This window comes from Pseudomonas sp. Z1-12 (genome assembly GCF_051132015.1).
Taxonomy (GTDB): domain Bacteria; phylum Pseudomonadota; class Gammaproteobacteria; order Pseudomonadales; family Pseudomonadaceae; genus Aquipseudomonas; species Aquipseudomonas zanjanensis.
On record NZ_CP071647.1, the window covers coordinates 3,612,897 to 3,633,970 of the forward strand.

Sequence of the window (21,074 nt, forward strand, 5' to 3'; positions counted from 1 at the left end):
GCGATGTGATGGGCAAGTGGCATAGGCCGCCTTGCGACTGCTGCGCAGTCGAGCGGGAGCAAGCTCCCTCGCCACGGGGTCAATGAATTCGCCGTTATTTGTCGTTCTGCACCAGATTGCCATCGGCGTCATAAACCAGGTACTCGTCATCGTTCTTCGGGTCCCTCACATAGTAACGGGCCTCATTGCCGTTATCCGGCACCTTCATGCTGGTATAGGACCCCAGCGCCTTGATCACCTTGTTGTCCTGACTGATCAAGACCAGCGAGGAGCCCCCACCCGCCCGGATCGCCGCTGCATAACGGGTCTGGAACGCGTTGATCTGCTGGTAATCCAGAGGCACTTGCAAGCGGCCCGCCAAGTCGATGGCACCGTAGCTGTCATCGCGCCCGACCACCGCCATGCCGTTGGAAAACGGCGTCACTTCGTCATAAGGCAACTTGATCGGCAGCCGCGCGCCCTGGCGATCGATAAAAGCGAACTTCCTGCTTTTGGTCTCCTGCACCAACAGCGGCTGCTGCCCCACAAACCGGCCTACCACGTTGTAACCCGGAAGGTTGATCCGTTTGCCTTCCAGGTCGAAAACATCCTCACGACTCCGATCGGCCGAGCTGGCGTAGAGCAGACCCGCGCTGTGCTCGATGCCCGAGAATTGCGTCGGCAGGATCTCCTTGCCGTCCAGGGTATAAGCGCCGTACAGGCCTTCCATGAGATCAGTTCGCTTGCCGAGACGGGCGATGAACAGGTTATCGGTCACGGTGGGGTTGACGAATTTCATCGGCAACACAAACCGATGATGCCTGGCATCGTAGAGCCCATAAGGGCCGTTGGTTTCACGCTCCACCAACAGCAGACCATTGCTCAACGCCTCGGTGATGTGTTCGAACGGCAGGTCGACGAGCTTGTTGCTACCGGCGGGGAAATAGGCGAGCTGGCTGCGCAACGCCTGCCACTCCGATTCCGGGTCGCTGGACTTCTCCGGGTAAAACAACGTGTAGGTATCGGCCACCGGGCTGTCTTGCACCTGCACCCAACGGGGCTTGATCAACCACTGGCCAGCCTGGTCGATGAAGCCATAGCGCTCGGCCTTGCGGTCCAGGGCGATGTACCGTGCTTGGGCTGCCAGGACGTTGTCGACCTGGGTGAACTCAACGCTGTTGTCTTCCATCGGATCGAGTACATGGATGACGATGCGTTGCGGGGTGGCCTCGAATTGGTAGTCGACCTCGGTGTTTTGCAGCGGCCCCGCCTGAGCGACCAGCGCCTCGGTCACGCGCTCCAGCTGCTGTTGCACCGCCTGGCCGGTCTTGAGCTGATCGAGGTCGTCCTTGGTCTGCAGCAACGCGTTGTAATAGTCCTGCAACGCCGCGATCTCGCCCTCGGAGGGGAACGCCCGGGAGCTGTTCCCGTTGCTGTAGAGCGCCCTGCCCTCATCGTCCAGCCCTTGCACCACGAAGGTCGACAATTTCAGCGTACTCAAGCGCACGGAAGCGCTGCCATCACCCAGGGCCGTGAGCTGGAAGGACTGGCCGTCGTCCAGGGTCACTTTCGGCTGGTCCTTGTCCAGCACCACTTTCCTGAACGCCGGATAGCTGCGGTAAGCCACCGTCAGGCCCAGACTCGCCAGCGGTTTGTTCACCGCAAGTGCGAAGGCATCATGGGATGCGATCGTGTCGTCGGACTCGACCTTGGGCGGCGCCTTGAGCTCGGCGAAGGTTTTTTCGCTGCCATCGCGAAAAACCAAGCGCTGCGGCAGATATTGCTCGGCCGTCGGCTCATCCGGCATGGCGGCGCGTTTCCAGAGTGGATCAAGCGTGCTGGTATCGAGCCGCACCTCAGAACCATCGGCAAATAGCCGCTGGGCAAAACGCAGGCCTTGGATCGACGCCAATTCAGCTTTCAACTGCGCGCTGGTGAACGGGACGAACAGCGGCTCGTATTGCAACGGCTGCTCGCCGACGGTTTCGGTCGTCTCGACAGTCAGGCTCAACTGCACGTCGCTGACCCGCTCCAGGGACCTGAGGGTTTCACCGGTGTCCTGGATCAAATAATTGAGGCGCTTCTCCACCTCAGGCAGTGCCAGCGTGCCGATGTCTTCCATGCCCCCTTCGTTCAATTGCTCGGCGGCGAAGCCTTCATCGGCTGGCGCGCCGCTGTGGCGAAACAGGACGTAGGACGCGCAGCCCACCACCAACAAGGTCACACTCAGTATCAACAGCAATCTCAAACGAGGCTGGGTAAAGTTCATGGTGGTTTCGGCAGTCAAGGGGCTGGGAGAGGCAGGCAGCTAACCACACGGCCTGGCGCGCTGCAAATTGACTGGGTGGTTCGGCACCGATGAGCCGGCGTCACCGCCAGACGGATGCGAACCACCATCGGTCGTGCTGCTGACACGTCACCCTTGACGACCGATTGGGTTCTGGTGTTTCCTGAAACCGGTTTCAGAACCGCTAATAAATCCAATAAGCAGGTTTCTATCCGTGAATTCTTTCTCCGCCGCCCAGCGCAACCGCGTGACCATGCTCGACGTCGCCGAACGCGCCGGGGTCTCCAAGGCCAGTGTCTCGCGTTTCATCGGTGAAGACCGTGCCCTGCTCTCCGAGGCCATCGCCCGGCGCATCGAGCAGGCCATCAGTGAGCTGGGCTACCGGCCGAACCAGATGGCCCGCGGCCTCAAGCGCGGGCGCACACGCCTGATCGGCATGCTGGTGGCCGATATCCGCAACCCTTATTCGATTGCCGTGATGCATGGCGTGGAAACCGCCTGTCGTCGCCATGGCTATAGCCTGGTGGTGTGCAACACCGACCGCGATGACGAGCAGGAACGCCAGCACCTGGCGTTGTTGCGCGCCTACAACATCGAAGGGCTGATCGTAAACACGCTGGGTCACCACCGTGACGAATTGTTCGAATTGCGCAGCGAAATGCCTCTGGTGCTGGTGGATCGCAAAGTCGATCGGCTCGACAGCGACCTGGTCGGGCTGGACAACCCGGCGGCCATCGAAATGGCCCTCGATCACCTCGAGCAACGGGGCTACCGCGATCTGTTGCTGGTGACCGAGCCGTTCGACGGCACCAGCTCGCGAATCGAGCGGGTCGAGAGTTTCAAGGCCGGCATCCACCAACGGCCTGCCCTGGCCGGCACTGTGGTGGAGACCTGTGACCAATTGACCACGCGCATCAAGACCTTTCTTGCCCAGCCGGGCCCTGGCCCCAAGGCAATGTTCTGCGCCAATGGCATTGCCGCCCTGGCCGCCACGACGGTGTTGCGCGAGCTGGGTTGTCACTTATTCGACGACGTCGGCCTGATCGCCCTCGATGACCTGGATTGGTACCCGCTGGTCGGCAGCGGCATCACGGCCCTGGCCCAACCGACAGCGGAGATCGGCGCCAGCGCGTTCGAATGCCTGCTCAAGCGCTTGCGTGGGGACAACGGGCCGGTGCGGACCCTGGATTTTGCGGCGAGGTTGATTGAGCGGGGGTCGACGCTTGGGGTTTCTCGGTAATCGTGCGGGCCCCTTCGCGAGCAGGCTCGCTCCCACAGGGGGTCTTCAGGGCGCCACAGATCCCGTGTGGGAGCGAGCTTGCTCGCGATGAGGCCCTGAAGCACACCCCTTTTTTTGAACAAAACTGAAACCGGTTTCAGAGGAACAACCACCATGCACACCCCACCCGTCTCTATCAGTCTTTCCAGCTACGGCGCCGACCTGGTCCGGCAGCATGGCCAGGGCAATTTCATCGAGTTGCTGGCCGCCGCCGGAGCTTCGCGCATCGAATGGCGCGAAGAATTGCTCACCACCGAACAACCTTCGGAACTGGCCGCGGCTGCCCGGGCCCGGGGGCTGCAAAGTATTTTCTCGTCGCCACTGGAGCTGTGGCTCGCTGGCCAGTCCAGGCCCAACCCCGACTTGGCGTTGGCGCTGCAACGCGGCGAGGCGTTCGGTTCGACCTGGCTGAAAGTCTCCCTCGGTCACTTCACCGACGCCAATGACCTGTCGGCACTGGCCCAGGTGCTCGCCGCAAGCCCGGTGCAGTTACTGGTAGAAAACGACCAGACCTTGCACGGCGGGCGGATCGAGCCGTTGCAACGGTTCTTCACCGCCATCGAATACCAAGCGTTGCCCGTTGCCATGACCTTCGACATTGGCAATTGGCAGTGGCAGGACCAATCGGCCGCCGTGGCCGCCCGACAACTCGGACGGTATGTGGCCTATGTGCATTGCAAGGCCGTGGCTCGGCGCGCCGACGGCAAACTCGTCGCCGCGCCTCCAGCCATGACCGACCTGCACCTGTGGGAACAACTGCTCAAGCACATGCCCGCCGGCGTAATGCGCGCCGCCGAGTATCCGTTGCAAGGCGATGACTTGCTGCAACTGACCGCCCGCCATGTCGCCACCCTGTCCCGTCTCGGGCAATCGCGCCGGGAGCCTGTCCATGTCTGAATTCGATGTGTTGTCGTTCGGCGAAACCATGGCGATGCTGGTGGCTGACCAGCGCGGTGACCTGGCCAGCGTCGAGCAATTCCACAAGCGCATCGCCGGGGCCGACAGCAACGTGGCCATCGGGCTGTCGCGACTGGGCTTCAAGGTGGCGTGGCTGAGCCGGGTCGGCGCCGACTCCCTGGGGCGCTTCGTGACGCAGACGCTGGAGAACGAAGGCCTCGATTGTCGCCACGTGGCCGTCGACCCGGAGCACCCCACCGGCTTCCAGTTCAAATCCCGCACCGTCGATGGCAGCGACCCGCAAGTCGAGTATTTCCGCCGCAGTTCGGCGGCCAGTCATCTGTCGATCGACTCCATCGCCCCGGCGTTGCTTGACGCCCGCCACGTGCACGCCACGGGCATCGTCCCGGCGTTGTCGGACATGGCCCGCGAGATGTCCTTTGCATTGATGACCCGCATGCGCGAGGCCGGCCGCAGCCTGTCGTTCGACCCCAACCTGAGGCCGAGCCTGTGGCGCAGCGAATCGATGATGGTCACTGAAATCAATCGCCTTGCCGCCCTCGCCCACTGGGTCTTGCCGGGCCTCGGCGAAGGCCGGCTGCTGACGGGTTTCGACGATCCGGCTGACATCGCCGCGTTCTACCTGGACCAAGGCGCCGAAATCGTGGTGATCAAGCTCGGCGCGGACGGTGCTTATTACCGCACGCCGCTGGACGAAGGCGTCATCGCCGGCGTGCCCGTGGCCCAGGTGGTCGACACCGTGGGCGCCGGGGATGGCTTCGCCGTCGGCCTGATCAGCGCATTGCTCGAAGGCCAGGCCATCACCACGGCCGTGCAACGCGCCAACTGGATTGGCAGCCGCGCGGTGCAGAGCCGTGGAGACATGGAAGGGTTGCCGACGCGCCTTGAGTTATTGGCCGAATTTGAAACCGCCGATCGCGAGCAGGCTCGCTCCCACAAGGGATCAAGTTAACCCCTGTGGGAGCGAGCTTGCTCGCGATCGAGGACACCGCAAAACGCACCTGCTGCATAAAAACAACAAGCTCAGGAGTCAACGACATGCAAACGCCCAACCTCGCCACCCGCCGCTGGTGGTACATCATGCCCATCGTCTTCATCACCTACAGCCTGGCCTACCTGGACCGGGCCAACTATGGCTTCGCCGCCGCCTCGGGCATGGCCGAGGACCTGATGATCACCCCAGGACTGTCGTCGCTGCTGGGCGCACTGTTTTTCCTCGGCTACTTTTTCTTCCAGGTCCCCGGGGCGATCTACGCGCAAAAGCACAGCGTGAAGAAGCTGATCTTCGTCAGCCTGATCCTCTGGGGTTCGCTGGCCACCCTGACCGGCGTCGTCTCCAATGCCTACTGGCTGATCGTGATCCGCTTCATGCTCGGGGTGGTCGAGGCCGCCGTGATGCCGGCGATGCTGGTGTACCTGTGCCACTGGTTCACCCGGGCCGAACGTTCGCGGGCCAATACCTTCCTGATACTCGGTAACCCGGTGACCATGCTGTGGATGTCGGTGGTCTCGGGTTACCTGGTGCAGCAATTCGACTGGCGCTGGATGTTCATCATCGAAGGTTTGCCGGCGGTGCTCTGGGCCTTTGTCTGGTGGCGCCTGGCCGATGATCGCCCGGCCCAGGCCAAGTGGCTCAGCGACCAGGAAAAACACGATCTGGAAAGTGCCTTGGCGGCCGAGCAGGTCGGCATCAAGGCGGTGAAGAACTACGCCGAAGCCTTCCGCTCGCCCAAAGTCATCATCCTGGCGTTGCAGTTCTTCTGCTGGAGCATCGGCGTCTACGGGTTTGTGCTGTGGTTGCCGTCGATCCTCAAGGCCGGCCTGCAGATGAACATGGTCGAGGCCGGCTGGCTGTCGTCCTTGCCATACCTGGCAGCGGTAATTGGCATGCTGGTGGTGTCCTGGGCGTCGGACAAGGCACAGAAGCGCAAGCGTTTCGTCTGGCCGCCGCTGCTGATCGCCTCCATCGCGTTCTACGCCTCCTACCTGCTGGGGGCCGAGCACTTCTGGTGGTCCTATGGCTTGCTGGTGATCGCCGGCGCGTGCATGTATGCACCGTACGGGCCGTTCTTCGCCATCGTTCCGGAAATTCTCCCGGCCAATGTCGCCGGCGGTGCCATGGCCTTGATCAACAGCATGGGCGCGCTGGGTTCGTTCGGCGGCTCGTACCTGGTGGGCTACCTCAACGGCACCACCGGCTCCCCTGGCATGTCCTTCCTGCTGATGAGCGGTGCGTTGCTGCTGTCGGTGGTACTGACCCTCGCCCTCAAGCCCGGCGCCAGCGACCGGGTCGTGTCCAAAACCGTGACGCGTCACCCAGCGTCTGCCCGCTAACGAATCGGAAATCCCATGAAAAAGCACGTGGTGTTGTACAAGAAACTGTCAGCGCAACTGATGGAACGCCTGCAAGCGCGGGCCCAAGTCACGCTCATCGAACGCCTCGACGCCCAGGGCCTGGCGCAACTGCGCGCCGCCCTCCCCACGGCCCACGGCCTGCTGGGCGCCAGCCTCAAGCTGGATGCGGCGCTGCTGGACCTGGCGCCGAACCTGCAAGCCATTGCCAGCGTTTCGGTGGGGGTCGACAACTATGACATCGACTACCTGACCGAACGCCGGATCCTGCTCAGCAACACCCCGGACGTGCTGACCGAAACCACCGCCGACACCGGGTTTGCCTTGATCCTGGCAACCGCGCGCCGCGTGGTCGAACTGGCCAACCTGGTCCGTGCCGGCCAATGGCGGGAAAACATCGGACCGCGGCATTTTGGGAGCGATGTCCATGGCAAGACCCTGGGCATCATCGGCATGGGACGCATCGGCGAAGCCCTGGCCCAACGCGGGCATTTCGGCTTCGGCATGCCGGTGCTCTACCACAGCCATTCGCCCAAGCCTGCGGTCGAGCAACGGTTCGGCGCCCGTTATTGCAACCTCGAAACGCTGTTGCAGCAGGCGGATTTCATCTGCCTGACCTTGCCGCTCACAGCCGAAACCCAGGGGCTGATCGGCACCCAGGCGTTCGCGCAGATGCGCCCCGAGAGCATCTTCATCAATATCTCCCGGGGCAAAGTGGTGGACGAAGCGGCGTTGATCGACGCCCTGCGCAACCGGCAGATCCGTGGCGCCGGTCTGGATGTGTTCGAGCATGAACCCTTGAATGCCGATTCGCCGTTGTTACAGATGGACAACGTGGTAGCGACGCCGCACATGGGCTCGGCCACCCATGAGACCCGGGTAGCGATGGCGCGTTGTGCGGTGGAGAACCTGCTGGCGGCATTGGCGGGGGAACGGCCGGTGAATCTGGTGAATGCGGGGGCATGGAAGAGCTGAGTCATTCACCGCCAACTCCTGTGGGAGCCGAGCTTGCTCGCGATAGCGGTGGGTCAGGCTGCATTGAAGTTGGATGTGCCGCCGTCATCGCGAGCAAGCTCGGCTCCCACACTGGATCTGTGGTGTTCCCAGCTCCTGCGTCCACCGCCAATCCCTGTGGGAGCTGAGCTTGCTCGCGATAGCGGTGGGTCAGGCTGCATTGAAGTTGAATGTGCCGTTGTCATCGCGAGCAAGCTCGCTCCCACACTGGATCTGGTGTTCCCAGCTCCTGCGTCCACCGCCAATCCCTGTGGGAGCTGAGCTTGCTCGCGATAGCGGTGGGTCAGGCTGCATTGAAGTTGAATGTGCCGTTGTCATCGCGAGCAAGCTCGCTCCCACACTGGATCTGTGGTGTTCCCAGCTCCTGCGTCCACCGCCAATCCCCCTGTGGGGGCTTGCTCGCGAAGGCGGTGGGTCAGCCGACGAAAATGTTGCCTGACACTACGTCTTCGCGAGCAAACCCGCTCCCACGCCAGGTCCAAACCGATCACAAATCCGCACACCAGACAAAATCCCGTTAGTCGCCACCCCCTGCCATGCATTAAAGTAACGCCCCCAGCCCCGGCGTTATCCGAACGCCTGGGGCCACCCTTTCCAGGAACAGTCACCGATGGAACATCGTGAAGCGCTGCTGGCGCTGCGAACCTTTCTTTCAACGCAGATTCTCGGCCAGGAAAAACTCATCGAGCGCCTGCTCATCGCCCTGCTTGCCGACGGTCATATGCTGGTGGAAGGTGCGCCTGGGCTGGCAAAAACCAAGGCCATCAAAGAGTTGGCCGAAGGCATTGAAGCGCAATTCCATCGCATTCAGTTCACCCCTGACCTGCTGCCTGCCGACATCACCGGCACGGAAATCTACCGGCCGGAAACCGGCAGTTTCGTGTTCCAGCAAGGGCCGATCTTCCATAACCTGGTGCTGGCGGATGAAATCAACCGCGCCCCGGCCAAGGTCCAGTCGGCTTTGCTCGAAGCCATGGCCGAGCGTCAGGTCAGTGTCGGACGCAGCACCTATGAGCTGTCGCCGCTGTTCCTGGTGATGGCCACGCAGAACCCGATCGAGCAGGAAGGCACCTACCCGTTGCCCGAAGCCCAGCTCGACCGGTTCCTGATGCACGTCAAGATCGGTTTTCCCGATGCCGCCGTGGAACGCCGCATTCTCCAGCAGGCCCGGGGTGAAGCGTTGAATGGCGAGACCAAGCCCGAACGTCGCGTGAGCCAGCAGGCGATCTTCTCCGCGCGCAAGGAGATCCTCGGCTTGTACATGGCCGACGCCGTGGAGGAATACCTGGTGCAACTGATCATGGCCACCCGCAACCCCGCCAAGTTCGACCCGGAGATGGCCGAGTGGATTGCCTACGGCGCCAGCCCGCGGGGTTCCATCGCCCTTGACCGCTGTGCCCGTGCCCATGCCTGGCTGGCCGGACGCGACTTTGTCAGCCCGGAAGATATCCAGGCCGTGCTGTTCGACGTGCTGCGCCATCGCATCATCCTGTCGTTCGAAGCCGAGGCCGCCGGCATCGACCAGGACCGGGTCGTGCAGCGGATTCTCGACGTCGTCGCTGTCGCTTGAGCATGCGTCATGAATAACCCCCTGGCGCCCGCACCGGGCATCCGCGTCAGCCTTTCGGAGCTGATCGAGATGCGCCATCGCGTGCGCGAGGTGCAATTGTTCTCGACACCGGGCCAACGCAGCCCGCTGATCGGCCTGCATCACTCCAAGCTGCGTGGGCGCGGGGTGGATTTCGACCAGGTGCGGGTCTACCAGGCCGGCGACGACGTACGCACCATTGACTGGCGCGTCACCGCCCGGACCCAGGAACCCCACACCAAACTGTTCCACGAAGAACGCGAGCGGCCGATCTTCATCATGATCGAGCAAAGCCATCGGCTGTTCTTCGGCTCGGGGTTGATGTTCAAGTCGGTGCTCGCCGCCCAGGCCGCCAGCCTGATCGGCTGGGCCGCGCTGGGACACAACGACCGGGTCGGCGGCCTGGTGTTCGGCAACAACACCCATTACGAGGTCAAGCCACGGCGCAGCAAACAGAGCCTTCTGCAATTGCTCAACCGGCTGGTGCGGGTCAACCAATCGCTGCACACCGAGGGCGAGCCGGACCGCGATTCGTTCGGCATCGCCCTGCGTCGAGCCCGGGAAGTGCTGCGGCCCGGCAGCCTGGTGATCGTGATTTGCGACGAGCGTGCCTTGTCCGACAGCGCCGAGCAGCAACTGAGCCTGCTGTCGCGCCATTGCGACCTGTTGCTGCTGCCGCTGTCGGACCCACTGGACCACGCCTTGCCCGCCGCCGGCTTGCTGCGCTTCGCCCAACGCGATGCCCAACTGGAACTCGACACCCTGAATTTCGAGCTGCGCCAGGCCTATCGCGCCCAGGCCGACGCTCGCCAGGAACGTTGGGAGCTGCTGGCGCAGAAGCTGCGAATCCTGATGATGCCCCTGAGCACCCAGGGCGACATGGTCGAGCAACTGCGCGAATACCTGAACCCCAAGCGGGCCGGGAAAAGCCGATGAGCAGTCTCGATCAACTGCAACCGTTGATGGCGCCACCGCCCATCGGCTTCTGGCCACCCGCGCCGGGCTGGTGGTTGCTGCTGGTGCTGTTGCCGCTGCTGGGCCTGGGGCTGTGGCATTTGCGCCGCTTCATTCCCGCCAAGCGCACCACGGACCGCACCGAGCAACCCCTGGACCCGGTGCGCGTGGCCGCCCTGGCCGAACTCGCCCGGCTGCCCAAACCCTACGACGGCGCGCCGGCCGGTGCCTGGCTACAGCAACTCAACGGGTTGCTCAAGCGTCTGTGTCGCAACCATTACCCCTACAGCCAGAGCCACACCCTCAACGGGCGCAAATGGCTGGCCTTCCTCGACAACCGTTGCCCGGCCGCCGGCCTGACACGCTGGATGGTACTGGTGGAAGGCGCTTACAAACCCGAATGCAAGCTCGACGACAAAGCCATCGCCGGTCTGACCCAGGCGGTGGAAATCTGGATTCGCAAACATGTTTGAATTTGCCTGGCCATGGGTGTTCGCCCTGTTGCCGTTGCCCTGGCTGATGCGCCTGGTGTTGCCGGCGGCCGACAGCGGCGAGCCGGCGCTCAAGGTCAGTTTCCTCGGCGACCTGGAAGGCCTGGTGGGCCGTCGGGCCCGGGCCAATCTGCCGACCTGGCGACAACAGGCACCTTTTATCCTGCTCTGGCTGCTGTTGCTGATCGCCGCCGCCCGGCCGCAGTGGTTGGGGGAACCGTTGCCCATTGCCGCCAGCGGTCGCGACCTGCTGGTGGCGGTGGACGTCTCGGGCTCCATGGACTTTCCCGACATGCAGTGGAAGGACGAAGAAGTCAGCCGCCTCACGCTGGTCCAGCACATGCTCGGGGATTTTCTCGAAGGCCGCGAAGGTGACCGGGTCGGCCTGATCCTGTTTGGCAGCCAGGCCTACTTGCAGGCGCCGCTGACCTTCGACCGTCGCACCGTGCGGCGCTGGCTCGACGAGGCGCGCATCGGCATTGCCGGCAAGAATACCGCCATTGGCGACGCCATCGGCCTGGCCCTCAAGCGCCTGCGCCAGCGTCCGGCCCACAGTCGCGTGTTGATCCTGGTCACCGACGGTGCCAACAACGGCGGCGAAATCGATCCATTGACTGCCGCGCAACTGGCCGCCGACGAAGGCGTGAAAATCTACCCGATCGGCATCGGTGCCGACCCGGAACAAAGCGGCACGGCGGGCTTCCTCGGCGTCAACCCGAGCCTGGACCTCGACGAGCCGACCCTCAAGGACATTGCCCAGGTCACGGGCGGTCGTTATTTCCGCGCCCAGGATGGTGAGCAACTGCTGGCGATCAAGGCCACCCTCGACCAGCTCGAACCGGTGACCCAGCAACCGACCCAAGCACGCCCTGCCCTGGCGCTGTATCACTGGCCCCTGACCGTTGCGCTGTTGCTGAGCGTGCTGCTGGCGGCCAGGGTGCGCTGGCCGGACAATCCACTGCAGCGCCTGCTTAACCAGGCGCTGTTCAAACCGGCCCAACACACCGAGTGGCGTCAACGGCTCAAGCGGCTGCGCTTGCGGAGGCGTCGATGATCGCCCTCTGGCCACACTGGCTGCGCCCCTGGTTCGTGTTGCTGCTGCCGTTGCTGGGCTGGTTGCTCTGGCAACTGTGGCATCGGCAGAAGCGAGTGGGCCGCTGGCAGATGATCTTGCCGCCGGCCTTCCACGCCGTGCTGCTCAGTGGCGGCAGTGGCCGGGAAAGCCGGCTGCCGTGGATTGCCCTGGGCCTGGGTTGGCTGTTGATCGTGCTGGCGTTGCTGGGGCCGAGCTGGGCTCGGGTCGAGCAGACCAGCCAGAAACCCGCCGATCCGCTGGTGGTGATACTGGAGCTGACCCCGGAAATGCTCGCCACCGACGTCCCGCCGACGCGCCTGGAACAGGCCCGGCGCAAGTTGCTGGACCTGCTGCAGAACCGCAGCGATGCCCAGACCGCGATCATTGTCTATGCCGGCAGCGCCCACACGCTGGTGCCGCTGTCCGACGACCTGGCCACCAGCGCCAACCTGCTCGAAGCCCTCGCGCCGTCGATCATGCCCCAAGGCGGTCATCGCGCCGACCTGGCGGTCCATAAGGCCATGGCCCTGTTGGACCAGGGTGAACTCGGCCACGGTCGGATCCTGCTGATCGGTTCGTCGTTGAACGAACAGGAACGTGAAGGCATCCGCCAAGTCCTGGACGGTTCCGCCACGCAATGGCTGATGCTGGGCATCGGCACCCGGGAAGGCGCACCGGTGGCCCAGGAAGATGGCAGTTACCTCAAGGATGCCCAGGGTTCGATCCTGGTGCCGCGCCTGGACAGCCCGGGCCTCAAGGCCTTCGCCAATGAGCTGGATGGCCGCTACCGACCGGCGCGGCTGGATGACAGCGACCTGCGCGGCCTGGGCCTGCTGGACGGTCCTCGCCATCTGCGCAGTGACGGCCAGACGTTGCGCCTGGACACCTGGGCCGACCAGGGTTATTGGCTGCTCCTGCCATTGTTGCTGCTGGCCGCCTGCGCCGGACGTCGAGGCTGGCTGTTCTGCCTGCCGCTGCTGTTCGTGTTGCCGCAAACTGGCCACGCCTTCGAATTCCAGGACCTGTGGTTGCGCGCCGATCAACAGGGCCAGCACTTGCTCAAGCAAAAGCGCCCCGCCGAAGCCGCCGCCCGCTTCGAGGACAGCCAATGGCAAGGCGTCGCCCTGTACGAAGCCGGTCAATACAGCGAAGCCGCCCGGCGCTTCGCCGAAGGCAACGACGCCCGAGCCCACTACAATCGTGGCAACGCCCTGGCCAAGAGCGGTGAGCTGGAGGCCGCACTGGATGCCTACGAACAAGCCCTGGAATTGCAACCCGACCTGCGCCCGGCCCAGACCAACAAGGCGCTGGTGCAGAGCCTGTTGAAGGAGCAGGCACCACCGGCGCCAGAGCCCAAGCCCGCGGAAAACGAGGAGCCAGCCCCCTCCGAGCAAACGCTGGATAGCCCTTCGACGAGCCAGTCTTCCGAACCGGGACAGCCATCCACCGAGACCACCGCGACGCCGGACGAATCCCAGCCCCCACGGGCCGCACAGCCGCCCACCGCCCAGGATGTGCCGGGTAGCGAGCTGCCTGACGAACAGACCACCACGCCGCCGCTGCGTCCCGCCGGCGGCCAGCGCAATGAAGAAGAACAACGCCAGGCCATGGAACAATGGTTGCGCCAGATCCCGGATAACCCCGGCGAGCTGCTCAGGCGTAAATTCTGGTATGAACAGCAAAGCCATCAGGCCCAGGGAAAAACCCCATGACCCGCTTCACCGCCTACCTCCTCGCCTTGCTGCTCTGGGCCTCTGGAACCCAGGCTGCACAGCTGACGGCCAGTGTGGACCGCAGCCGCCTGAACTCCGGGGAAACGGTGGAACTGACCCTGGAATCCAATGACGCCACGTTGTTCGGCAAACCCGACCTGGGCCCGCTCCAGGCCTTGTTCGATGTGCGCGGCACCCGCCAGGTCAATCAGTTGACGACCCTCGACGGCGAGAACCGCGCCACCACTCGCTGGATCATCACCCTGCTGCCACGTCGAAGCGGCACCGTGGTCATTCCGCCGCTGCAACTGGGCGAAGTGAGCAGCCAGCCGATCACCCTGCAAGTCATCGAAAGCGAAACCCGCAACGCCTCGGGAACCCTGGCGCCAGTGTTCATCGAAGCCAGCCTCGACCAGCACGACGTGTATGTGCAGGCCCAGGCGATCCTGACCCTGCGCATCTATCATTCGGTGTCGCTGTACGACGACAGCAGCCTCACGCCATTGCACATCCCCGATGCGCGCACCGAACAACTGGGCGAATCGCGCACCTATGAAAAAGTCATCAACGATGTGCGCCATGGCGTCATCGAACTGCGTTATGGGATCTACCCGCAGCGCAGCGGCGAGCTGACGATTCCGGCCCAGACCTTCAGTGCCACCCTGGTCGAACCGGTGGCCCAGAACGCCGCCCCTTCAGGCCCCAAGCCCGGCCAATTGATGCGAGTCAGCTCCGAGCAACTGCTGCTGAGCGTCAAACCCAAGCCGGCCAGCTACCCGGCCGACGTGCCCTGGCTGCCGGCACGCAGTCTGTCCTTGAGCGAGAGCTGGAGCCCGGAGCCAACCCACAGCCAGGTCGGCGATTCCCTGACCCGCAGCCTGACCCTGGAAGCCGAAGGCCTGGCCAGCGCCCAGTTGCCACCGTTGCCGGCCACCGAGATCAATGGCCTGCGGCGTTATCCAGACCAACCGGTACTGAGCAGCCGCAGCAGTGAACGCGGGCTGGTGGGCAGCCGCGAGGACCGCGAGGCGCTGGTGCCCAACCGCAGCGGCACCATCGAGCTGCCCCCGGTGGAAGTGGTCTGGTGGAACACCCTGGAAGATCACCTGGACCGCACCAGCCTCCCGGCGCGGACCCTGCAAGTGGCGAACAATCCGAGCCTGATGGTGGATACGCCGGCCAGCACGACGCAGATCGTGACCACGGTGGACAGCGAGACCCTGTGGTATTGGCAACTGAGCAGCCTGATCCTGGCCTGCACGACGCTGCTCGGCTTCGGCTTGTGGTGGCGCGCCCGTTGGCAGCCGGCGATCCTGCGCTCGACCCAGGCCGGACCGAGCCCACGCACCCTGCTGGACGACCTCAAGCGCACCTGCCTGGCCAACGACCCCCACGCCACCCGCCAAGCCCTTGACGCCTGGGCCCGCCAGCAACCGGAAACCCTGGCCGACATGGCCGCGCGTTTCGTGCCGCTGTCCGACGCCCTCGACGGTCTCAACGGCGCGCTCTACAGCGAAACCGGCCAGCATTGGCAAGGCGAAGACTTGTGGCGGGCCATTCGTACCATCCCGCCCACCGAAGGGGCGCTGGATTCGGCGGGTGATTCCGGATTGCCGCCGCTTTACCCTAAATAGCCCAAACCTCTGTTTTGCAGCCTTCACAGCTCCACAGCTTTTTAGCTTTTTAGCTTTTTAGCTTTTGTGGCGAGGGAGCTTGCTCCCGCTGGGCTGCGCAGCAGCCCCTTTTTGGCGATTGCTACGCAATCGAGCGGGAGCAAGCTCCCTCGCCACAGGGTCGTGTTCAGATAGATCCAATGAAGTTGACCAAATCCTCCCCTCCGTTTCCCAGTAAACTCTCCTTCTTTTAGCCGCCCCCCTCTTCACCGCGGCCATCATCTGTTTCTGGAGTTCACCTTGCGTCTGTTTCACACCTCCGACTGGCACCTGGGGCAAAACCTGCACGGCCAGGAACGCGATTTCGAACACGCCTGCTTCCTCGATTGGCTGCTACGTCAGCTGAGCCAGGAAAAACCCGACGTGCTGCTGATCGCCGGTGACATCTTCGACACCGTCAACCCGCCGGTCAAAGCCCAGGAGCGGCTGTATGATTTCATCGTCAGCGCCCATGAACAAAACGCCAACCTGACCATTGTCATGATCGCCGGCAACCACGACTCCGGCTCGCGCATCGAATTGCCCGCGCCGCTGATGCGCCGCTTGCGCACCCACGCGTTGGGCCGGGTGCTGTGGCTGGACGACGGCCAATTGGACGTCGAGCGGCTGTTGTTGCCGTTGCCCGATGCCAAGGGCAAGGTCAAGGCGTGGTGCCTGGCCCTGCCGTTCCTGCGCCCCGCCGAAGTCACCGGCGCGCAACTGGGTGACGATTACCTGCGGGGCATCGGCCAGGTGCATGAGTGGCTGATCGCTGCTGCCAACAGCAAGCGCAAGAAAGGCCAGGCGCTGATCGCCGTCAGCCATGCGCACATGGCCGGCGGCTCGGTGTCCGAGGATTCCGAGCGCAGCCTGATCATCGGCAACGCCGAGGCCCTGCCCGCCAGCCTGTTCGGCCCGAGCATCAGCTACGTCGCCCTCGGCCACTTGCACAAGCCGCAAAAGGTCAACGGTGAAGAGCGCATCCGCTACAGCGGCTCGCCGATCCCACTGTCGTTCTCGGAGATTGGCTACCAGCACCAGATTCTCGACGTCACGCTGGACGGCGAGACCCTGGTCAAGGTCGAACCACGCCTGATTCCCCGGGCCGTCAACCTCCAACGCCTGGGCCCGGCCCCCCTGGCCGATATTCTCGGGCAACTCAAGGAGCTGCCCGACATCGACCTGCTGGCCGACATCCAGCGCCAACCCTGGCTGGAGGTGCGGGTGCGCCTCGACGAACCGCAGCCGGACCTGCGCCACCAGGTTGAAACCGCGTTGCAAGGCAAGGCCGTGCGCCTGGTACGGATTGGCGCCGAGTACGCCGGCAACGGTGGCACTGGCGGCGCCGATGACAATGGTGCGTTGGTGGAGCTGGATCAGCTCAGCCCGCAGGAACTGTTCAGCCGCGCCTGGCAGGACACCTACGGCAACGAAGTGGACGAACAAACCCTCAAGGACTTTGCCGTGCTGTTGCAAGACGTGCAGATGGAGAGCGAGCAGCCATGAAGATTCTCGCGATCCGCCTCAAGAACCTGGCGTCCCTGGCCGGGCCTTTTGAAATCGATTTCACCGCCGAGCCCTTGGCCAGCGCCGGCCTGTTCGCCATTACCGGCCCCACGGGCGCCGGCAAGAGCACGCTGCTCGACGCCTTGTGCCTGGCGCTGTTCGGCGCCGTGCCGCGTCTCAACAACACCGGGCGCGACGCCAAGGTGCCGGACGTCGATGGCGAGATCGCCACGGGCGACCCGCGCACGCTGTTGCGCCGTGGCACCGGCGACGGTTTTGCCGAAGTGGATTTTCGTGGCATCGATGGGCGCCGCTATCGGGCCCGCTGGGAAGCCAATCGCGCCAGGGAAAAGGCCGGCGGCAAATTGCAAGCCAGCCGCCAGAGCCTGCGGGACCTGGACAACGATCAACTGCTGGCGAGCCAGAAAGGCGAATACAAGACCCAGCTCGAAGCCGCCCTGGGCCTGAACTTCGAGCAGTTCACCCGCGCCGTGTTGCTGGCCCAGAGCGAGTTCAGCGCGTTCCTCAAGGCCGATGACAACGACCGCAGCGAACTGCTGGAAAAACTCACCGACACCGCCCTGTATACCCGCCTCGGCCGCCGTGCCTTCGACAAGGCCAAGCAAGCCAAGGACAGCCACCGGCAATTGCAGGACCAGGCCAGCGGCGTCACGCCGCTGGCTCCCGAAGCCCGGGCCGAGCTGGACCAGCGTTTCAATGACGCCCAGCAGCAGCTCAAGACCCAGCAGGCGCAGCTCAAGCAACTGGAACAGCAACACACCTGGCTGCGAGACCTGCGCCAGCTGCAGGACGAACACGCCAGCGCCGCAGAGCAGTTGCAACAGGCCCAGGTCGATTGGGACGCCCTGGCCGACGAACGCCTGAAACTGACCCGACTGGAACAACTGGCGCCCCAGCGCCATCAGTTCATTCGTCAGACGGAGTTGAGCCGACAACTCGACCCCCTGGCCGGGCAGATCCAGCAGCTCACCCAACAGCAGATCGACTTGCATGAACAACAGGCCGAACTGGAAAAACGCCTGGACGCCGCGCAACTGGCACAGGCCGCAGCCCGGCAACAAAGCAGCGACTGCGCGCCGTTGCTGCGCCAGGCCTTTGAAGAGCAAAGCAGCCTGGCCCGCCTCGCCAAGGACACCAGCCAGGCCGCCGAGCGCCAGGAACAGGCGCAACAGGCGTGCACCGAAGGCCAGTGCACCATCGATACCTTGCTCGACCAGCAAAAACAGGTGGCCGAGCGCTTGCAGCGCATCGCCGGCGAACTTGAGCAAAGCACCCACCTGGCGCCGCTGAGCGACGCCTGGAACGCCTATCGCGATCGCCTCCAACAACTGATGCTGATCGGCAATCGCCTGAACCAGGGCCAGGCCGAACTCGCCACACTGGAACACAGCGCCGCCCGCGCCGCCGAAGAACTGGCCAGCCGCCGACAAGACCTCGAGGTACTGTACAAGGAAGCGGACGCCGAGCCCGACGCGGTGGCCGAACAGATCCAATTGCTCGGCAACCTGCTGCAAGACAACCGCAAGCAACTGCGCGCGTTCGAAGAACTGACCCGGCTATGGGCCAGTCAGCAAGAGTTGGACAAACGCGGCGCCGAACTCGAACAACGCCAGCAACAAGCGTTGCAGGAACGTGACCGCTTGGTGCGTGAGGGCGGCGAAGCCAAGGCCGAACTGACCATTGCCGAGCAGGCCCTGACCGTGACCCGCGAACTGCTGGCACGCCAGCGCCTGGCCCGCAGCGAAAGCGTCGAGCAACTGCGCGCCCAGTTGCAGGACAAGCAACCCTGCCCGGTGTGCGGCAGCGTCGAGCATCCTTATCATCAACCCGAAGCCCTGCTGGAAAACCTCGGGCGCTTCGATGAGTCCGAAGAGGCCAACGCCCGCAAAGCCGTCGAACAGCTCAACGAAAAAGTCATCGAGCTACGGGCGCAGTACAGCGGCGTCATGGCCCAGCTCAAGGAGCTCAAACAGCAGCAGGAACAGCTCGCCAGCCAGCAACAGGGCTTGGCGCCCAGCCTGGAAGCCCACCCGTTGTCGGCGCAACTGCTGGCCCAGGATTCGAGCAAGCGCGACGCCTGGCTGGCCCAGCAGAACAGCCAACTGCACCAGCACATCAGCCAGGACGAACAACGGCAAGCTGCCCTGCTGACCCTGCAGCAAGACGCCGCCCGGATGGGCCAGCGCCTGCGCGAGGCCGAAGTCGCCAGCCAACAGGCCTCACAGCACCTGGACAACCAGCAGCAAGCGCTGGCCCGCGACCGCCAGCGCCTGGACGAGGAATTGAGCCACTTCAGCACCCTGCTGCCGGCGGACACCTTGCAGGCTTTGCGCAGCGATCCCGCCGCGACCTTCTTGCAGCTCGACCAGCAGATCGCCCAGCGCCTGGCGCAACTGGACCAGCAACGCGACGAGCTGGGCGAACAGCTCCAGCGCCAGCAGACCCTGGAAAAAGAACAGGACCGCCAGCAGACCCGCGTCCAGCAACTGGAAGCGGCCCGCGTGCAATTCAGCACCTTGAGCGAGCAACAGCAGGCCGGCCAGGCAAAACTCGCGCAACTGCTCGGTGAGCACATCAGCGCCGAACACTGGCAGCAACAACTCGACCAGAGCCTCGAACAGACCCGGGAGGCCGAGGCAACGGCCAATCAGCAGTTGCAGCAGTTGCGCAACAACCTCGTGCAACTGGCCGCCGAACTCAAGGCCCGCCAGGAACAGGCACAATCCCTGGACCATGAACTTCAGGCCCTGGATACGGGTATCGCGCAGTGGCGCAACGGCCATCCTGAACTGGACGATGCCGCCCTCCAAACCCTGCTCGGCCTGGACGAACATCAGGTCAGCCAGTTGCGCCAGCGCTTGCTCAACAGCGAAAAAGCCATCGAACAGGCCCGCGTCCTGCTCACCGAACGCGAACAACGCCTGAACAATCACCAGGCCCAGCACAACGGCAACCTGGCCGCCGAGCAACTCGCCGAAGCCCTCGCCGAGCTGCAAGCGCAATTCGCCGCCAGTGAACAGCGATGCGCCGAACTGCGCGCCGAACAGGCCGAGGACCAGCGCCGGCAGAACGCCGACCAGGCCCTGGCCCAGCAGATCGACCAGGCCTACGCCGAATACCAGCGCTGGGCACGCCTCGATGCCCTGATCGGCTCGGCCACCGGTGATCGCTTCCGCAAGCTGGCCCAGGCGTACAACCTCGACTTGCTGGTGCACCACGCCAATGCCCAACTGCGGCAACTGGTGCGCCGCTACCGGCTCAAGCGCGGCGGCAGCATGCTCGGGCTGCTGGTGATGGACACGGAAATGGGCGACGAACTGCGCTCGGTGCATTCGTTGTCCGGCGGCGAAACCTTCCTGGTCTCCCTCGCCCTGGCCTTGGGCCTGGCGTCGATGGCGTCCAGCACCTTGAAGATCGAATCGTTGTTCATCGACGAAGGCTTCGGCAGCCTCGACCCCGAATCGCTGCAACTGGCGATGGACGCCCTCGACGGTTTGCAGGCCCAGGGTCGCAAGGTCGCGGTGATCTCCCACGTGCAGGAAATGCACGAGCGGATTCCGGTGCAGATCCAGGTGCGGCGCCAGGGCAACGGGCTGAGCACGGTGGAGGTGAAATGAGTCGCGCCACGCTCTACTCCTTCCGCCGTTGCCCCTATGCGATGCGGGCGCGCATGGCCTTGCGCTACAGCGCGGTCGAGGTGGCGATTGTCGAAGTCAGCCTGAAAGCCAAGCCCGCCGAGATGCTCGCCCTCTCCAGCAAAGGCACGGTGCCGGTGCTGCAAGTCGATAGCCGGGTGATCGATGAAAGCCTGGAGATCATGGGCTGGGCCTTGGACCTGCATGATCCACAAGACTGGAGGCTACGGGACGACCCCGAAGGCCAGGCGCTGACAGCGGCGTTGGTCGAGGAAAACGACCGGGTGTTCAAGCTTCACTTGAATCGCTACAAATACCCCGAACGCCATCCCGAGTACTCGAAGGAACATTACCGTAGCCAGGGCGAAGATTTTCTGCGCAGACTGGAGGCATTGCTTGAAGCCCGGCCATTCCTGGCGGCGGAGCACCCGAGCCTGGCCGACGTGGCCGTGCTGCCCTTCATACGGCAGTTCGCCCATGTCGACCGCGACTGGTTTGCCCAGGCGCCCTACCCTCGGCTACAGGATTGGCTGCAGGGGTTTCTGGATTCCGAGCTGTTCGTGGCGATCATGGCTAAGTAACCATTTGCCCAGTTAGCGCACTTTTTGTGG

15 protein-coding genes are annotated in these 21,074 nt (G+C 64.0%); 14 read left to right on the plus strand and 1 reads right to left on the minus strand.

The annotated features are described in order from the left end of the window. Nucleotides 1-94: 94 nt before the first annotated feature. Nucleotides 95-2,248: a WG repeat-containing protein gene (locus J3P85_RS15295; RefSeq protein WP_434702234.1), complete on the minus strand. Its 2,154-nt coding sequence runs from the start codon at nucleotides 2,246-2,248 to the stop codon at nucleotides 95-97. Between the two features lie 232 nt (nucleotides 2,249-2,480). Here J3P85_RS15295 and J3P85_RS15300 point away from each other — a divergent pair, with 232 nt between their 5' ends. The 14 genes from J3P85_RS15300 (at nucleotide 2,481) to J3P85_RS15365 (ending at nucleotide 21,044) form a co-directional block, all read left to right on the plus strand. After that, nucleotides 2,481-3,506, plus strand: coding sequence for a LacI family DNA-binding transcriptional regulator (locus J3P85_RS15300; protein ID WP_434702235.1), 1,026 nt, complete (start codon nucleotides 2,481-2,483; stop codon nucleotides 3,504-3,506). Between the two features lie 153 nt (nucleotides 3,507-3,659). Then, a complete protein-coding gene (locus J3P85_RS15305) occupies nucleotides 3,660-4,442 on the plus strand; it encodes a sugar phosphate isomerase/epimerase family protein (RefSeq protein WP_434702236.1) in 783 nt (260 codons plus the stop codon). Continuing rightward, nucleotides 4,435-5,415 (plus strand): sugar kinase, encoded by a 981-nt coding sequence (locus tag J3P85_RS15310; protein ID WP_434702237.1) that lies wholly within the window; start codon nucleotides 4,435-4,437, stop codon nucleotides 5,413-5,415. Before J3P85_RS15305 ends, J3P85_RS15310 begins: the two co-directional genes overlap by 8 nt. 86 nt (nucleotides 5,416-5,501) lie before the next feature. Further along, nucleotides 5,502-6,797, plus strand: a complete 1,296-nt coding sequence (locus J3P85_RS15315) for an MFS transporter (RefSeq protein ID WP_434702238.1) — start codon at nucleotides 5,502-5,504, stop codon at nucleotides 6,795-6,797. A gap of 15 nt (nucleotides 6,798-6,812) precedes the next feature. Continuing rightward, the gene (locus J3P85_RS15320; protein ID WP_434702239.1) at nucleotides 6,813-7,790 is read left to right on the plus strand and encodes an NAD(P)-dependent oxidoreductase; all 978 of its coding nucleotides are present in this window, start codon (nucleotides 6,813-6,815) and stop codon (nucleotides 7,788-7,790) included. A 649-nt stretch (nucleotides 7,791-8,439) separates the two neighbouring features. Continuing rightward, a complete protein-coding gene (locus tag J3P85_RS15325) occupies nucleotides 8,440-9,399 on the plus strand; it encodes an AAA family ATPase (protein ID WP_039589986.1) in 960 nt (319 codons plus the stop codon). 9 nt (nucleotides 9,400-9,408) lie between these two features. Further along, the gene (locus J3P85_RS15330) at nucleotides 9,409-10,353 is read left to right on the plus strand and encodes a DUF58 domain-containing protein (protein ID WP_434702241.1); all 945 of its coding nucleotides are present in this window, start codon (nucleotides 9,409-9,411) and stop codon (nucleotides 10,351-10,353) included. Next, nucleotides 10,350-10,844: a DUF4381 domain-containing protein gene (locus tag J3P85_RS15335; RefSeq protein ID WP_411387378.1), complete on the plus strand. Its 495-nt coding sequence runs from the start codon at nucleotides 10,350-10,352 to the stop codon at nucleotides 10,842-10,844. Before J3P85_RS15330 ends, J3P85_RS15335 begins: the two co-directional genes overlap by 4 nt. Next, on the plus strand, nucleotides 10,837-11,916 hold the full coding sequence (locus tag J3P85_RS15340) for a vWA domain-containing protein (protein WP_434702243.1): 1,080 nt from the start codon (nucleotides 10,837-10,839) through the stop codon (nucleotides 11,914-11,916). The genes J3P85_RS15335 and J3P85_RS15340 overlap by 8 nt, the downstream gene beginning before the upstream one ends. After that, nucleotides 11,913-13,649: a tetratricopeptide repeat protein gene (locus J3P85_RS15345; protein WP_434702244.1), complete on the plus strand. Its 1,737-nt coding sequence runs from the start codon at nucleotides 11,913-11,915 to the stop codon at nucleotides 13,647-13,649. Before J3P85_RS15340 ends, J3P85_RS15345 begins: the two co-directional genes overlap by 4 nt. Continuing rightward, the gene (locus tag J3P85_RS15350; protein WP_434702246.1) at nucleotides 13,646-15,283 is read left to right on the plus strand and encodes a BatD family protein; all 1,638 of its coding nucleotides are present in this window, start codon (nucleotides 13,646-13,648) and stop codon (nucleotides 15,281-15,283) included. Before J3P85_RS15345 ends, J3P85_RS15350 begins: the two co-directional genes overlap by 4 nt. 279 nt (nucleotides 15,284-15,562) lie before the next feature. Beyond that, the gene (locus J3P85_RS15355; RefSeq protein WP_434702247.1) at nucleotides 15,563-16,807 is read left to right on the plus strand and encodes an exonuclease SbcCD subunit D C-terminal domain-containing protein; all 1,245 of its coding nucleotides are present in this window, start codon (nucleotides 15,563-15,565) and stop codon (nucleotides 16,805-16,807) included. Beyond that, entirely contained in the window at nucleotides 16,804-20,445 is a 3,642-nt protein-coding gene (locus tag J3P85_RS15360; protein ID WP_434702248.1) for an AAA family ATPase, read from the plus strand. Before J3P85_RS15355 ends, J3P85_RS15360 begins: the two co-directional genes overlap by 4 nt. After that, complete coding sequence (locus J3P85_RS15365) at nucleotides 20,442-21,044, plus strand: glutathione S-transferase (protein WP_434702249.1); 603 nt, start codon at nucleotides 20,442-20,444, stop codon at nucleotides 21,042-21,044. Before J3P85_RS15360 ends, J3P85_RS15365 begins: the two co-directional genes overlap by 4 nt. Nucleotides 21,045-21,074: the final 30 nt, after the last annotated feature.

What these genes read in the sequence shown, in the direction of transcription:
- J3P85_RS15295 (WP_434702234.1), bottom strand. Translation starts at nt 2,248, where the DNA reads ATGAACTTTACCCAGCCTCGTTTGAGATTGCTGTTGATACTGAGTGTG.
- J3P85_RS15305 (WP_434702236.1), top strand. Translation starts at nt 3,660, where the DNA reads ATGCACACCCCACCCGTCTCTATCAGTCTTTCCAGCTACGGCGCCGAC.
- J3P85_RS15310 (WP_434702237.1), top strand. Translation starts at nt 4,435, where the DNA reads ATGTCTGAATTCGATGTGTTGTCGTTCGGCGAAACCATGGCGATGCTG.
- J3P85_RS15315 (WP_434702238.1), top strand. Translation starts at nt 5,502, where the DNA reads ATGCAAACGCCCAACCTCGCCACCCGCCGCTGGTGGTACATCATGCCC.
- J3P85_RS15320 (WP_434702239.1), top strand. Translation starts at nt 6,813, where the DNA reads ATGAAAAAGCACGTGGTGTTGTACAAGAAACTGTCAGCGCAACTGATG.
- J3P85_RS15325 (WP_039589986.1), top strand. Translation starts at nt 8,440, where the DNA reads ATGGAACATCGTGAAGCGCTGCTGGCGCTGCGAACCTTTCTTTCAACG.
- J3P85_RS15330 (WP_434702241.1), top strand. Translation starts at nt 9,409, where the DNA reads ATGAATAACCCCCTGGCGCCCGCACCGGGCATCCGCGTCAGCCTTTCG.
- J3P85_RS15335 (WP_411387378.1), top strand. Translation starts at nt 10,350, where the DNA reads ATGAGCAGTCTCGATCAACTGCAACCGTTGATGGCGCCACCGCCCATC.
- J3P85_RS15340 (WP_434702243.1), top strand. Translation starts at nt 10,837, where the DNA reads ATGTTTGAATTTGCCTGGCCATGGGTGTTCGCCCTGTTGCCGTTGCCC.
- J3P85_RS15345 (WP_434702244.1), top strand. Translation starts at nt 11,913, where the DNA reads ATGATCGCCCTCTGGCCACACTGGCTGCGCCCCTGGTTCGTGTTGCTG.
- J3P85_RS15350 (WP_434702246.1), top strand. Translation starts at nt 13,646, where the DNA reads ATGACCCGCTTCACCGCCTACCTCCTCGCCTTGCTGCTCTGGGCCTCT.
- J3P85_RS15360 (WP_434702248.1), top strand. Translation starts at nt 16,804, where the DNA reads ATGAAGATTCTCGCGATCCGCCTCAAGAACCTGGCGTCCCTGGCCGGG.
- J3P85_RS15365 (WP_434702249.1), top strand. Translation starts at nt 20,442, where the DNA reads ATGAGTCGCGCCACGCTCTACTCCTTCCGCCGTTGCCCCTATGCGATG.